This window comes from Pseudoxanthomonas sp. GM95, assembly GCF_900109775.1.
In the GTDB taxonomy this organism is placed as follows: domain Bacteria; phylum Pseudomonadota; class Gammaproteobacteria; order Xanthomonadales; family Xanthomonadaceae; genus Pseudoxanthomonas_A.
This window is the reverse complement of sequence record NZ_FOAX01000002.1, coordinates 419,898-434,326: the sequence shown is the minus strand read 5'-3', so window position 1 is coordinate 434,326 and position 14,429 is coordinate 419,898. Positions and strand designations below refer to the sequence as shown.

14 protein-coding genes are annotated in these 14,429 nt (G+C 68.0%); all 14 read right to left on the bottom strand.

The features are described from left to right. Positions 1-74: 74 nt before the first annotated feature. Positions 75-2,369, bottom strand: a complete 2,295-nt coding sequence (locus BMZ17_RS10115; RefSeq protein WP_175485548.1) for a TonB-dependent receptor — start codon at positions 2,367-2,369, stop codon at positions 75-77. A 453-nt stretch (positions 2,370-2,822) separates the two neighbouring features. After that, positions 2,823-3,302: a flavin reductase gene (locus tag BMZ17_RS10110; protein ID WP_175485547.1), complete on the bottom strand. Its 480-nt coding sequence runs from the start codon at positions 3,300-3,302 to the stop codon at positions 2,823-2,825. 35 nt (positions 3,303-3,337) lie between these two features. Continuing rightward, positions 3,338-4,297 (bottom strand): PDR/VanB family oxidoreductase, encoded by a 960-nt coding sequence (locus tag BMZ17_RS10105; protein ID WP_093138465.1) that lies wholly within the window; start codon positions 4,295-4,297, stop codon positions 3,338-3,340. A gap of 75 nt (positions 4,298-4,372) precedes the next feature. Next, positions 4,373-5,122: an SDR family NAD(P)-dependent oxidoreductase gene (locus BMZ17_RS10100; RefSeq protein ID WP_093138464.1), complete on the bottom strand. Its 750-nt coding sequence runs from the start codon at positions 5,120-5,122 to the stop codon at positions 4,373-4,375. Then, positions 5,119-5,625: an aromatic-ring-hydroxylating dioxygenase subunit beta gene (locus BMZ17_RS10095; RefSeq protein WP_093138463.1), complete on the bottom strand. Its 507-nt coding sequence runs from the start codon at positions 5,623-5,625 to the stop codon at positions 5,119-5,121. The genes BMZ17_RS10100 and BMZ17_RS10095 overlap by 4 nt, the downstream gene beginning before the upstream one ends. Next, positions 5,622-6,899 (bottom strand): aromatic ring-hydroxylating oxygenase subunit alpha, encoded by a 1,278-nt coding sequence (locus BMZ17_RS10090; RefSeq protein ID WP_093138462.1) that lies wholly within the window; start codon positions 6,897-6,899, stop codon positions 5,622-5,624. Before BMZ17_RS10090 ends, BMZ17_RS10095 begins: the two co-directional genes overlap by 4 nt. A gap of 43 nt (positions 6,900-6,942) precedes the next feature. Next, the gene (locus BMZ17_RS10085) at positions 6,943-7,521 is read right to left on the bottom strand and encodes a nuclear transport factor 2 family protein (protein ID WP_217645781.1); all 579 of its coding nucleotides are present in this window, start codon (positions 7,519-7,521) and stop codon (positions 6,943-6,945) included. Continuing rightward, the gene (locus BMZ17_RS10080) at positions 7,518-7,880 is read right to left on the bottom strand and encodes a hypothetical protein (RefSeq protein WP_093138461.1); all 363 of its coding nucleotides are present in this window, start codon (positions 7,878-7,880) and stop codon (positions 7,518-7,520) included. The genes BMZ17_RS10085 and BMZ17_RS10080 overlap by 4 nt, the downstream gene beginning before the upstream one ends. Positions 7,881-7,923: 43 nt before the next feature. Continuing rightward, positions 7,924-9,096, bottom strand: coding sequence for an acyl-CoA dehydrogenase family protein (locus BMZ17_RS10075; protein WP_217645780.1), 1,173 nt, complete (start codon positions 9,094-9,096; stop codon positions 7,924-7,926). 8 nt (positions 9,097-9,104) lie between these two features. Then, complete coding sequence (locus BMZ17_RS10070; protein WP_093138459.1) at positions 9,105-10,247, bottom strand: amidase; 1,143 nt, start codon at positions 10,245-10,247, stop codon at positions 9,105-9,107. A 1-nt stretch (position 10,248) separates the two neighbouring features. Further along, positions 10,249-11,010: a class II aldolase/adducin family protein gene (locus tag BMZ17_RS10065; RefSeq protein WP_093138458.1), complete on the bottom strand. Its 762-nt coding sequence runs from the start codon at positions 11,008-11,010 to the stop codon at positions 10,249-10,251. Next, the gene (locus BMZ17_RS10060) at positions 11,007-12,017 is read right to left on the bottom strand and encodes a ketopantoate reductase family protein (protein ID WP_093138457.1); all 1,011 of its coding nucleotides are present in this window, start codon (positions 12,015-12,017) and stop codon (positions 11,007-11,009) included. Before BMZ17_RS10060 ends, BMZ17_RS10065 begins: the two co-directional genes overlap by 4 nt. After that, a complete protein-coding gene (locus tag BMZ17_RS10055) occupies positions 12,014-13,216 on the bottom strand; it encodes an amino acid aminotransferase (RefSeq protein WP_093139576.1) in 1,203 nt (400 codons plus the stop codon). The genes BMZ17_RS10060 and BMZ17_RS10055 overlap by 4 nt, the downstream gene beginning before the upstream one ends. Positions 13,217-13,405: 189 nt before the next feature. Next, on the bottom strand, positions 13,406-14,428 hold the full coding sequence (locus BMZ17_RS10050; protein ID WP_093138456.1) for an amidohydrolase family protein: 1,023 nt from the start codon (positions 14,426-14,428) through the stop codon (positions 13,406-13,408). Position 14,429: the final 1 nt, after the last annotated feature.

Below are 14,429 nucleotides of genomic sequence, written 5' to 3'. Positions count from 1 at the left end.
AACCTTGAATTCTGGGAGGTGCGTAAAGCGACAAAGCCACCGTCGTTTGACGGTGGCTTTGTCTTGTGCAGCGCTTACAGCTTGTAGGAGAAGCTCAACACGAAGGTACGCGGCCGGTTGATGTACACGTTCCACGGCGTGGCGCCGTAGGCCACCGCGTCGTAGTTGGTGGCGGTGTCGTCGTTGGTCAGGTTGGAACCGGACAGCGCGATGGTCCACGGGCCCTTGCCGATGCTCACGTGCGCGCCCAGCAGCGAGTAGGCGTCCAGCGGCATGTAGGTGTTGACGCTGTCGTTGAAGTCGGTGGCACGCGCGCCGGTGTAGGAGTAGTCCGCGCCGATGTTGCCTTCCAGGCCTTCGCCCAGGCTGGCCAGCGAGAACGCGTAGTCGGCCGTGGCCGAGGCGGTCCACTTGGGCGAGTACGGCAGGCGGTCGCCCTTGTTGCCGTCGCTGGGCGCCGGGTTGTTCTTGGACAACTTGGAATCGTTGTAGCTGCCCGAGAGGCCCAGGGTCAGCGCGTCGGTCGGCTGCGCCTGTAGCTGGAACTCGAAGCCGGTCACGTCCGCGCCGCCGCCGTTGGCGGTGTACGGGAAGGACAGGCTGCCCGAGGTTGCCTGCGAGGTGACCTGGATGTCGCTCCAGTCGATGTAGTACGCCGCGGCGTTGAAGATCAGGCGCTGGTCCAGCCAGCTGGTCTTGAAGCCCAGCTCGTAGTTCACCAGCGAGTCGGCGTCATAGCCGCCCGGGATGGTGACGTTGGCCAGCTCGGCCGCGGTCTGGTCGTTGACGCCGCCCGGGCGGAAGCCCTGCGCCACCTGCAGGTAACCCATCACGTCGGGGGTGAACTTGTAGCTGGCGTTGAACTTGCCGATGAAGCCGTTATCCGACGAGCTGCCGGCCAGGCCGGCGCCGGTGCCAGCGCTGCCGCCGGCGCGGGTGATGCTGATCGGCTGCGATTCCAGGTCGAACTTGTAGTAACGGCCGCCGACGGTGAGGTCGAACTGGTCGTTGACCGCCCACGACACTTCGGTAAACGCGGCCTGCTCTTTCAGGCCGGTCTGCAGGGTGCGCTCCAGCAGGGTCGGACCGCCGAACTGCGCATTGCCCGAGGCATCCGAATACGGCCACACGCTGCGGAACAGGCGGTTCTGGTTCTGCTGGTACAGGCCGGCCAGGAACTGCACCGGGCCGTCCAGGGTCGAGGCGAAGCGCGCTTCGTAGGTATTGACCGAACGCTGGTTGGGCTGGACCAGGCTGCTCAGGCCGGTCGTTTCCGGATCCAGGCCGAAGTACAGGCCGGCCACGAACGACGCATCGCGGCTGTAGCTGGTCTGACGGTCGTAGCGCGAGGCCGTGGCGGTGAAGGTGCCGTACGGCTGGTAGTACTCGACTTTGAAGTTGTAAATGTGGGTGTTTTCGTCCCACGGATTGCGGGTCAGGTCGGCCTGGTTGTAGTCGCTGCCGCTGGAAATCGTGTTGCCGTCGTAGTCGGTGACGTTGTAGTAGCTCTTACCGTCCTGCTGGGTACTCTGCTGCATCGCCATGGCGGTGATGGAGAGGTTCTCGGTCGGAGTCCACAGCGCGGAGATGCGGCCGGCCTTGCTGGTCTCGCCGTTGATGCCCTTGTCGAACTTGCTGTCGATCCAGCCGGGCAGCTCGGTGCCGAAGCCGGCCACGCGCACGGCGAACTTGTCCTTCACGATCGGCAGGTTGATCGCCACATCGCTCTGGTAGCCCAGGTCGGCGCCCTTGGTGGCGCGCACCGAGGTGTTGATCTTGCCTTCGAACTTGGAGGTGTTGGGCTGAGCAGTGATGTAGCGGATGGTGCCGGCCAGCGAGCCCGAGCCGAAGGTGGTGCCCTGCGGGCCCTTGAGCACTTCGACGCGATCCAGGTCGAACAGCTTCACGTCGGCCTGCTGGCCGCCGCCGTCCTGCTCGTTGGAGCCGGTGATGACCACGTCATCCAGGTACACACCGACCGTGCCGGCACCGTTGGAGGTGATGCCGCGGATCACGTAGCGCTTGTCGCCCGGGCCGTTGTCCTGCACCGACAGGCCGTCGATCTGGTGGTAGAAATCCGAAAAATCCGTGGCCGCCTTCTTGTCGAAGTCTTCCTGGCCCAGCGCCTGCACCGAGATCGGCGTGTCCTGCACGGTGCTGGCGGCGGACATCTTGCTGGCGGTGACTTTCACGTTGCCCAGCAGCTTGGGCGAGGTCGTCGCGTCGGCGGCGGCGTCCTGGGCGGACGCGGCCAGCGGCGCCAGCAGGGCCAGGCCGGTCAGGCCGACCAGCACGGCGCGGCTGAGCTGGGAGGGTGCGAGGTCGGCGGCGCGGCAGCGGCCCGGACGACGGTTGGACTTCGGATTCATGGTTTCCCCGGTGAGGTATGGAGCGGTTGGCGATGCGCAGGCGCGCATTCGTCTGACTGAAGTGATGGCCATGCCGGCCGTAGTGATCACGACTCCTGGCAACCGGCCCCTCCCCAGGCACCGGTTGCGTGGACTGCGATCTGTTGCAATCCGCAGACCGATACTGTTTCGGCCGTGTTGGCAGGTCGATAACACATGGCGGTGAGTTTGTTGCTCATAACGCAACCGCCCTGCACATCGCCACGCACGGTCCCCGCCCGGAAACCGCTTTCCTGCAGGCACGAAAAACCCCGCCGTGCGGACACGGCAGGGTTTGTCCTGGATTCGACCACGCACGCCCCGGCGCGGATGCTACCGCAGGCGGCCCGGCCCGGACTGTGCGCCAGGCCCCGCCGGCGCGGGTGACAGCTCGGTCAGGCGCGCTTGATCAAGCGTTCTCGGTCAGGCGCGAACTCAGCCCGCGCCCAGCGCGTGGTAGGCACGGTCGAACCACACCAGCCCGCCCGGCTGGGCGGCGGTGGACACGCCCACCACCTCGCAGAAAAACACGCTGTGGGTGCCGACATCGCTGATCTGGCTGATCCGGCAGTCCAGCGCGGCGCTGGCGTCTTCCAGCACCGGAGCGCCGGTGACCAGCGTGGTCCACAGCTCGTGATCGAAGCGCGTGGCCGCGTCCGCCGGCGTGGCAAAGCGGGCCGACAGCGCCTGGTGGTGCCCGGCCAGCACGTTCACGCACAGGTTGCCGTTGTCGCGGAACCGCTGGTGCGAGCCGGAGCGGCGGTTCATGCACACCAGCATGGTCGGCGGACTGTCGGTGACGCTGCACACGGCCGAGGCCGTCATGCCGTGGCGGCCGGCCGGGCCGGCGGTGGTGATGACGTTCACCGCGGCGCCCAGGCGGGACATGGCGTGGCGGAATTGTTCGGTATTCATCTGCGCATTATCCCGCGTCGGGGCCACGGCCGCGCTCATAGGTCCAGCACCAAGCGCGGGCTGCAAGACCGCGAGCAGCACAGCAGCATCTGGTCGTTGTCGGTTTTTTCCTCATCGGTGAGGAATACATCGCGGTGATCGGGCACCCCGGAGATCACGTTGGTCAGGCAGGTGCCGCACACGCCTTCCTCGCACGAGACCTGGATCTTGACCCCGATCGCCTGCAGCGCCGAGACGATGCTCTGCCCTTGGGCGATCTGCAGCACCTGGCCGGTGCTGGCCAGCTCGACCTCGAACCCGTCGCCGCTGGTATCCACCTCGACGGTGAAGTATTCGCGATGCACGTTGGCCGGCGCGTGGCCGGCGGCGGTGGCGCCGGCAATCACCCAGTCCATGAACCCGTTCGGCCCGCACACGTACACGTGCGTGCGCGAGGCCGGCGCCGGCAGGCCGCTGGCCGGGTCGAAGCGGCTGCCGCCGTCATCGTGGTACAGCTGCACCTGCGCGGCGAACGGCGCGGCGCGCAACTCGTCGATGAAAGCCGTATGCGACACCGCGCGCGTGCAGTAGTGCAGCTCGAACGAACGCCCGGCCGCATGCAGCGCGTGGGCCATCGCGATCATCGGGGTGATGCCGATGCCGCCGCCGACCAGCACCGAATGCGCCGCATCGCCGGCCAGCGGGAATAGATTGCGCGGCGTGCCCACGCCGATGGTCGCACCGGGCAGCAGCTGGTCGTGCACGGCCTGCGAGCCGCCGCGCGTGGCCGGGTCCAGCAGCACGCCGAGGCGATAGCGCGAGCGGTCGGCCGGATCGCCACACAGCGAGTACTGGCGCACCAGCCCGTCGGCCAGGTGCAGGTCGACATGGGCGCCGGCTTCGAACGCAGGCAGCGGCGCGCCATCGGGCGCTTGCAGGTCCAGCACCACGATCTGCGCGGTGTGCAGTTCGCGGCGGGCCACCTGGAGTTGCAGCGGAGAAGCGGTTGCGGACATGGCAGGCCTGCTGAAGAAAAAACGCGCGGCACAACCCAGCACCGCGCGAAGGGGAAAGAAAAACCCTGCGTTGTCCTAACGCAGGTAAAGGCCGCCGTTGATGTCCCAGGTTGCCCCGGTGACAAAGCCAGCGGCCGGAGAGAGCAGATGCGCGACCGTGGCCGCGACGTAGGTCGGGTCGCCGAGCGCGCCGACCGGGATGTTCTTGAGGAAGGCCGCCATGCGCGCGGCCGGCACCACGCGATGCACCACCGGCAGGTCCAGTGGACCCGGCGCGATCGCATTGACGGTGATGCCGGACGGCCCCAGCTCGCGCGCGAACACCTTGGTCAGGGTGGCGATCGCACCCTTGGACGCGGCGTAGTGCGCACCGGTGGCGGTGCCGCCGTTCTGCCCGGCCAGCGAGGCCAGGTTGACGATGCGGCCGTAGCCGTTGTCCTGGAAGTGACGACCGAACACCTGGCAGCCAGCGAACACGCTGCCGGCGTTGATCGACAGCACGCGCTGGAATTCTTCCGGCGCGATCTCCATCACCGGCGTGGCCACGGTCACGGCCGCGTTGTTGACCAGCGCCTGCACGCTGCCCCAGCGGTCCCGCAGCGCGGCCAGCGCGGTTTCGAACGACGCGTGATGCGCGACATCCAGCGCCAGCGCACACGCTGTGTCGCCGCTGGCGTCCAGCGCCTCGGCCACGGCCTGCGCGGCAGTGAGATCGATGTCCGACACCGCGACCTTCCAGCCGGCCGCATGCAGCTGGGCGGCGATGAGCGCGCCCAGGCCCTGCCCGGCGCCGGTCACCAGGACGGTTTGCGCGGCTTCGCTCACAGCAGGTAACCCAGCGCGTGCAGCGCGTCGGACGAATTGACCAGGCGCACGACCTTGCGATCGAGCTTGAGGCCTTCGTCGTCGGCGAGCAGACGGTATTCCACTTCGGCCGCGTAGAGGCGCTGCACCTGCAGGCGCTGTTCGACCAGCACCATCGCCGCGCGCAGTTCCAGCACGCCTTCGCTGCTGTGGGTGACGCGGAAGCGCGAGAGCGTGCGCACCGTGCGCGCGGCCGGCGCAGCAGAAATGGTGAAGCCGCCGCTCAAACGCCGGGTGCGCATGAGGCGCATCTGCGCATCGTCGTAGGCCACGTTGAGCGTGTTCTCGAAGTCGGTCTCGTCCGGCTCGATCGGGATCACGTAGCGACCGCCGTCGGACCACAGCGCCAGCCACGCCGGGTAATCGTTGTGGTCCAGCAGGTCGGCTTCGCGCCAGATGAACTCGGACGCCTCGGCCAGGGAAATCGTGCGCGCCTGCGGCGCCAAAGCAGTGATGGCGCTCATGCAGTCATCATCCTCTTCCACTGTGCGTAGGACGCACGCATGCCGGTCTCGGCGCTCACATCGCCCAGCGGCTTGCCGCCTTCGGATTCGGTTTCCAGCCCCAGGCTGCGGTTGAGCAGGATCCACACGTCCTCGCCACCGGCCTGCACGCCGCGCTGCACGCGCTGCCAGGCTTCTGCGTCGTCGGGCGTGCCGAAGCCCATCGGCCCCTGGAAGTGCTCATGCAGCCGCAGGCGCGCGCGATTGGCCGCGGCCGGGCCGCCGTCCATCGTGATCACGACGTGGTTGATCTCGGTTTCGTCCACCGAGATCGGCCGCAGCTCGCGGAAGAACGCCATCGAGCAAGCGATGTTGGGGAACAGGTTCAAGTTGAAGCCGGTGCCGCCCACCGCGCGCACGATCTTGCGCACCTGCGCATCGTCGTGGCCTTCTGCGGCCAGCTCGTCGGCCAGCGCCTGGAAGCGCTCGGGGATCGGGTCGTCGAGGTTTTCGTCCAGGTCGACCAGCTCGGGGATCATCACCATCACGCTGTGGCCGTTGCCCAGGTCCTCGACACTGCCCTTGCGGCCGACGAAAGTGAAGAGCTCCTCGGTGCTGCCATCGAGCGACTGCAGGAACGACTTGTGCACCACCGGGAAGTGGTACGCGTCGGTGGTGTTCTCCATCTGGATCTTCCAGTTGCCGGGGAAGCGGAACTTGTGTTCGCCACCGGCCTTGATCGGATAGCCCGCGCCCTGCTTCATGAACAGGTCCATCCACTTCCTGGCCGGGCCCAGGAAATCCATCAGCGGCTCGATGTCCTCGCGGAACGTGGCGAAGATCATCCCGGCGTACTGCTCCACCCGCAGCGAGCGCAGCGGGAACTTGGCCTTGTCGAAGTCGGCCGCATAGCTTTCCGGGTGCGGCACTGCGCGCAGCGCGCCGTCCAGTCCGTAGCTCCAGCCATGGTACGGACACACGAAGCTGTTGGCCTTGCCCTTGCGGCCTTCGCACACGGTGGAAGCGCGATGGCGGCAGCGGTTGAGGTGCACGTGCACCTCGCCCTTGCGGTCGCGCACCACGATCACCGGATGACGGCCGACATGGGTGTTCTTGAAGCTGCCCGACTGCGGCACTTCGCTGGCATGGGCCACCCAGACCCAGGTGCTTTCGAAAATGCGCGACATCTCTTCTTCGAAGAGCGCCGGGTCCTTGTACAGGGCGCTGTGCACGCGGTCGGGCTGGACCATCTGGTCCAGGTCGACCGGCGCGGTGGCGGTGGCGGCGGTTTGCATGGTGGGGTTTCCTGCCTTGATACGAAGGTGGGTGCGTGGGGCGTCAGCGATGGCGTGGTTCGACGATGACCGCGGCGTCATCCCAGGCGCGGTCGCGGGCCTGGCTGAACAATTTGGTGGTGCTGAAGTGGCCGATGCGCCAGCGGCCGAAATCGAAGCGGAAGTCGGCTTCGATGCGTGCACTGCGCAGCGTCGATTCACCGCTGGCCAGCGTGGACACCTGCAACATCACCCAGGTGCCGTGCGCCGACTGCACGCTGTTGACGTGGATGGTTTCGGAGGTGAGGTAGTGCACGTTGAGTGCGAAGTGCGGCGTGGGCCCGCGATAGCCGTCAAGGAAATCGACGATGGCCTGGCGCCCTTCGTGTCGGCCGAACGCGGCCGTGTAGGTGCTGCCGCGCCCTTCCCAGACCGCGTCGCTGGTGAACAGCGCGCCGAGCTCGTCCATCGGCGTGGAGGCGTCGAGCTGGTCGCACAGCCGCATGTACTCGGCCATCACCCAGCGGCAGGCGCTCTCTGCTTCATGGCGGACGGCGCGCTGCTCCAGCGCGGCCAGCCGCTCGGCCAGCTCCTGCACGGTGGGCACGCGCAGGCGCGTGCGGGCAGCGCGCGGCGCTGTCACGCCGGCACGACCAGCTCGCGGCCCAGGCGCGCTTCCACGCGCAGGTATTTCCACAGGCGGTATTCGCCGACCTGGGTGACGCGGAACAGGTTGCAGCAGTTCACCACCGCCTGGCGGTCGGCGGCTTCGACCAGCAGGTAGCAGGTCCACGGCCAGCCGTTCGGCGAGGTGCCGACCATCGTCTCGTCATCGTCCATCGTGCCCATCAGGCGCACGCCGGGCATGGTGTTGACGCCCTTGAGCATCTCGCCGACGGCTTTCCATACCGTGCCGATCTCGCCACCCGGCAGGTCGAAGAAGTTCTGCGTGACAGCGATGCACAGCAGCGCGCGGATCGGATAGGCGGAAGCGTCGGACATGGGTGTTCTCGTTCGAAAAAAAAAGAAAGGACAGCGAAAGGAATCAGGGATAACCGGGCGGCGTGGACTGGCCCAGCAGGACGCGGCCGGCGCTCTGCCAATGGCCTTCGGCCAGGAACGCGTGCTGCACCACCACCAGCGCGTCGTGTAGGTAACGCTGCATCGGCTGGGCGCGGAAGATGCCGGGCGTGCCGGCCAGGGTGAAGGCGGCGCGGGCCACGTCGGCACCGGCGCGCGCGGCGTTGGTCGAGGCCAGACGCAGCAGGTTGGATTGCTGCGGCGTGATCGCTTCGCCGGCCAGCACCGCCTGCCACACGCTTTCGGTGGATTCGTAGAAGAACGCGCGTGCCGAACGCAGCTGCGCCTCGGCCTTGGCCAGTTCGATCTGCACGTAGGCGCGATCGGCCAGGTTCGGCGCGCCGGTGATCGAGACGCGACCATCGGCGGCGGCGGTGATCTCATCCAGCGCCGCGCGGGCCACGCCCAGGCCGACCACGGCCAGCACCTGTGCGGCAAAGGCAATCGAGGGATAGCGATACAGCGGCGACTCCAGCGTCGGCGCGCCCCCGCGGATGAATGTCCACTCCGGTGGCACCACGGCTGCATCGACGGCCACGTCGTGGCTGCCGGTGCCCTGCATGCCGATGACATCCCAGTTGTGCTCGATCCGCACCTGCTCGCGCGGCAGCACGGCCATGCGCGGCAGGCCCGGCGCCGGATCGGTATCCAGCTTGATGCCAACGCCCACCAGCGAGGCACCGGTGCAGCCACTGCCGAACTTCCAGCGACCGGCCACGTGGATGCCGTCGTCCTTGGCCTGCGCGGCCTGCGGCGGGAACACCGCGCCGGCGAACACCACGTCCGGACCATCGGCATAGATCGCCTCCAGCGTGGCCTGCGGCAAGGCGGCCAGGTACATCACCGACACGCCGAAGCTGGCGACCCAGCCGGCAGAGCCATCGGCCTGCGCGATGCGTTCGACCAGGCGGCAGAAATCGGCCGGGCTGACTTCATCGCCACCCAGGCTGCGCGGCACCAGGGCGCGGTACACGCCCACCTGGCGCAGCTTCTCGACGATGTCCTGCGACAGATACGTCTGCTTGGCGAACTCATCGCGGCGCGCGCGGATTTCCAGCAGCAGCGCGTCGAGCGCCGCGTCGTGGGCATCGGTCTGCGCGTCGGGAAACACGGGGTGTTCGAGGGCTTCGGCGTGCATGGGCGACCTCAGGTGACGATGACGTTGGGGGCGCGCTGCGCCAGACATTCGGCGATCCGGCACAGGCGCGCGTCGTCGCCCTTGCGGCCGATCAGCTGCAAGCCGGCGGGCAGGCCCTGCGGCGTGGACAGCGGCACGGTGATGGCCGGATGGCCGCTCAGGTTGAACGGCCGCACCAGGCTGGTGATGCCAATCGCCGCGCGCGCATCGGCGCCCTGCTCCAGGGTCAGCGGGAAGTCCGGCATGGTCGGCAGCACCAGCGCATCGACCTGCGCCAGCGCCGCATCGACCGCAGCGGAAAAACGCTGGCGCACGCCCTCGGCGCAGGTCACCGACGCGGCGGTGGTTTCACCGGCGGCCTTGAGGCGCACGCGCACGTCTTCGCCCAGTTGCGGATGGCCGACCAGCGTGCCGAAGGCCTGCCAGTTTTCCTGGTTGATGATGATCAGGCCCGCATCGAAAGCCTGCGAGAGCATCGGCAGGTCGAACGGCGTGTGCTGGAAGCCCGAGTGATCGATTGCGAGGGCGATCGCCTGCTGGATCGCCGGATCGGCTTCCACCTGCACCCAGCCGACACTGGCTGCGCACGGCCCACGATCGGCGACGAAGGTCGGATCGATGATCGCCATCGCCTTGGCCAGCATCGGCGCGTTGCCGGTGAACACGCCGACACAGTCCAGCGACGAGGTCGGCGGCGCGACACCGGCGCGACTCACGCGGCCGTAAGTCGGCTTGATCCCGAACACACCGCAGCACGCAGCGGGAATCCGCACCGAGCCACCGGTATCGGTGCCTAGCGCGAAATCGGCCAGGCCCGCGGCGACCGCCGCAGCCGAACCGCTGGACGACCCGCCGGGCACGCGATCTGGAAACTTGGGATTCGGCGGCGTGCCCATGCGCGCATTGAGTCCGGTCACGCCGAACGCGAGTTCATGCAGATGGGTCTTGCCAACGATCGTGCAGTCGGCCGCCAGCAGGTGATCGACCACCTGCGCATGGCGTGCGGCCGGCGGCTCCGCATCGAACACCGCCGAGCCAGCGCGCGTGCGCAGTCCGGCGATGTCGATCGTGTCCTTCACCGCGACACGCAAGGCGCCGTCGCCCAAGGCCAGCGACTCGATGAAGATCGGGCGTTCGTTGGAATCAGTCATCTCAGCGCCCCTGTGCATGGCGCATGCGGCGCACGGTGGCGTCGAACACCAGCTGCGCGGCGTTGGACTTGTCGACCATGCGACGTGCCGATTCGACGCAGCGCTGCTGCACGTCGCTCGAAAGCGCGATGTCCGCACCGGGGATCATGCCGGCGTGGGTCTGCACCTCGGCGGCGCGCTGCACGATCCACAGCAGCATGAAGGTGTTGGGGATATCGCGCTCGCACACGGCGATGCCATGGTTGCGCAGGCACAGCACGTGCTTGTCACCCAGGCTGTCCAGCATGCGGCCACGCTCGTCATCGAAGAGCGTGATGCCTTCGAAATCGTGGTAGCCGATGCGCCCGATCAGCTGCGCGCCGTAGAAATTATTGTGGCTGAAGCCGCCCTGCTTCATCGCCACGCCCGACACCGGCAAGGTGTGGGTGTGGGCGACACAATGCACATCGGCGCGCGCGCCGTGGATGGCGCCATGCAGCGCGAAACCGGCAGGATTCGCTGGATATTCGGACGCCTCGACCAGCTTGCCGTCCACGCCGACCTTGATCAGGTTCTCAGGCGTGATCTCGAAGTAATTCAGGCCGAACGGATTGACCAGGTAATGGTGTTCCGGGCCCGGGATGCGCACCGAGATGTGGTTGAAGATCAGCTCGCCCCAGCCCATCCAGTCGACCAGGTGATAGAAGTCGCAGAGCTGCTGGCGCAGCTGCTGTTCCACCGCGTCGGGCTTGGGGCTGGGCAGCGCGGTCGCGACCTGGCTCATGGCAGTTCCTTGGAAACGAAGGCAGTGGCGCGCTGCGCCTTGTAGGCAGCCAGGCCGACCATGCTGCGGGCTACCGGCATGGCGTGGCCGGCCTGCTCGGCCAGCTCCAGCACGGCCTGCCCGATGGCGCCCAGCTCCAGCGGCCGGCCGGCGCGGTAGTCCTGCAGCATCGAGGTATCGAACGCGCCGACGCGCTTGCCGGTGGCGATCATCTGCTCCAGGTCCATCGACGGCTGCACGCCGTACAGGCCGGCCAGCGCGACGGTCTCATGCAGCACCGCATCGACCGCGTTGCGCAGGTCGTCGCGGTTGAACTGGTCGGCCAGGTGCGCCTCGGCCACGACCGAGAGCGGGTTGGTCGCCAGGTTCAGCGCGACCTTGGTCCACACATCGCGGCGGATGTCGTCACTGACCTTGGTGCTGATGGCAGCCGATTCCAGCAGCGCGGCCAGCGCCTGGATGCGTTCGCTCATGCCGCCGAGCACTTCGCCGATCACCAGCCGCTGCGGGCCGGTGGCGTGGGCCACGCCGTCGGCGCTGAGCGCGGCGGTGATATAGACCACGCTACCGATAAGTTGCGCTGGGGTCAGCAGCTGCTGCGCACGCGCACCGGGATCGACGGTTTCCACGTGCTCGCGCGCAAACGGCGCATCGGTGCCGAGGAAGTACCACCACGGCACGCCGTTCACCAACGGCACCACCTGCGTGTTCGGGCCGATCATCGGCATCGCCCCGGCCAGCGCCGCCGGCAGCACCTGCGATTTCACCGCCAGGAACACGAGGTCCTGCACGCCGAAGTCCGCCGCATCGCCGACCGGCAGCGGCAGCGCCTGCATCGGCGCATCGCCGAGCTGGAAGCGCAGGCCGTCTCGCGCGATCGCCGCGCGGCGCGCGCCCAGTTCGACCACGCTCACCTGCGCACCGACCCCGGCCAGCATGCCGGCCACGACCGCGCCGATGGCGCCGGCGCCGACCACGCCGATCCGCAGCGACGAAGCCTCGCTCATGCCGCGGCCGCCGTCTGGGCGGCCGCCAGCGCATCGCCGAAACGCGCCACGGCCGACTGCGCCAGGCCCGCGATGTTGATGCGGCCGTTGCCGGCCATGTACACGCCGTGCTCCACGCGCAGGCGTTCGATCACGTTCGGCGCCAGCGGCAGCAGCGCGAACAGACCGCGCTGCTGGGACAGCGGCGTCAGGTCGACCAGGCCCACCTGGCCCAGCGCCGAGAGCCCGTTGCGGATGCTGGCGATGCGCGCGGCCATGCCGCGCAGTTCATCGCTCCACTGCGCGCGCAGCGTCGCATCGGCCAGGATGGTCCGCACCACGGCCGCACCGTGGTCTGCGGGCATCGAATAGCTGGCGCGCGCATGCGCCGCCAGGTGGCTCAACGCGGCTTCGGCACCGGCTGCGCGCGCAGCCACGACAAAGAGCGCGCCCACGCGCTCCCGGTACAACCCGAAATTCTTGTCACACGAGTACGCCACCAGTGCCTGCGGCACGCGCGCCACGATCCGGCGCAGCGCCCAGGCGTCGCTTTCCAGGTCCTGGCCCAGCCCCTGGTAGGCGATGTCGATCAGCGGCACCAGCCCGCGCTGGACCACCACCTCGATGATCTGGTCCCACTGCGCAGCGGTCGGATCGGCGCCGGTGGGGTTGTGGCAGCAGCCGTGCAGCAGCACCACATCGCCCGTGGCCGCCTGGTTCAGCGCCACCAGCGTGGCCTCCAGGTCGAAGCGCTGGGTGGCCGCATCGAACTGGCGATACGGGCGCACATGCAGGCCACCGCCGGCGAACACCGGCGCGTGGTTGGGCCAGCTCGGCGTGCCCAGCCAGAGACGATGGCCAGGCGAGGCCGCGGCGATCAGGTCCGCCGCCAGGCGCAATGCGCCGGTGCCGCCGACGGTCTGCAGGCCGGTCAGGCGGCCACCGAGTTCAGCCGTCAGCGCCGCGCCGAACACCACCGGCTGCAGCGCGCGCACGAACTCCACATCACCTTCCGGGCCCAGGTAGGACTTGCTGCCCTGGATGTCCACCAGCCGCTGTTCGGCCAGCTTCACCGCCGCCATCACCGGCGTGGCGCCGGCCTCGGTGCGATACACGCCCACGCCCAGGTCGAGCTTGGTGCGACGCGGATCGGCCGCGTACTGGGACATCAGCGCCAACAGGCCATCGGGCGGCTGCTGGGTCAGGGAATCAAGGGGCACGGCAACCTCATAGCGCTTGGAAGAAGCCGCCAAACGCGGTGCAACACCCGCGGTCCGGCGACAAATCCAGCCTATCGGCTCCCCTCACCCGTTCAATGATCGCCCCGGCGAAGTTCGTTGCGCGGGGGACAATCGCCGGAGATGGTGCTTAGGTCCCGGCGACCCGCCCGGGCCGGTCGCCGCGCCCGTTCAAAGCCCGCGTGCGCGCAGGCGGGCATCCAAGCGCGGATAGACCCGGCGCGCATTGCCCGAAAACACCTTCTGCTTGTCCGCCTCGGAAATGGACAGCGCGTCGATGTAGCGCTTGGTGTCGTCGAAATACTGGCCGGTCTGCGGGTCGATCCCGCGCACCGCGCCGACCATCTCCGAACCGAACAAAATGTTGTCCACGTCGATCACCTCGAACAGCAGGTCGATGCCAGGCTGATGGTAGACGCAGGTGTCGAAGAACACGTTCTTCATCACGTGCTCGGCCAGTGGCGGCTTGCCCAGCATGTCGGCCAGGCCGCGGAAGCGGCCCCAGTGATACGGCACCGCGCCGCCGCCGTGCGGAATGATGAAGCGCAGCTCCGGGAAGTCTTTGAACAGATCGCCCTGCAGGAACTGCATGAACGCGGTGGTGTCGGCATTGAGGTAATGCGCGCCGGTGGCGTGGAAGTTGGGGTTGCAGCTGCCCGAGACATGCACCATCGCCGGCACGTCCAGTTCGACCATCTTCTCGAAGAATGGATACCAGGCCTTGTCGGTCAGCGGCACGCCGGTCCAGTGCCCGCCGGACGGATCGGGATTGAGGTTGCAGCCGACGAAACCGAGTTCGTTGACGCAGCGCTCCAGCTCGGCGATCGAGTGGTCGATCGGCACGCCCGGCGACTGCGGCAGCTGGCACACGCCGATGAAGGTCTCCGGGTACAGCCCGACCACGCGCGCGATCAGGTCGTTGCAGTGGCGCGTCCATGCCTGGCTCACCGCTTCATCGCCGACGTGGTGCGCCATGGTGCTGGCGCGCGGCGAAAAGATGGTCATGTCAGCGCCGCGCTCGCGCAGCAGGCGCAGCTGGTTGGATTCGACGCTCTCGCGCAGTTCGTCGTCGGAGATGGCCGGGTATTGCGCCGCTGGCAGCGACGGATCCTTGAAGTGGGCAACTTGCGCCTTGCGGAAGGCGTCGTGGCCGGCGGGCGCGGTGGTGTAGTGGCCGTGGCAGTCGATGATCATG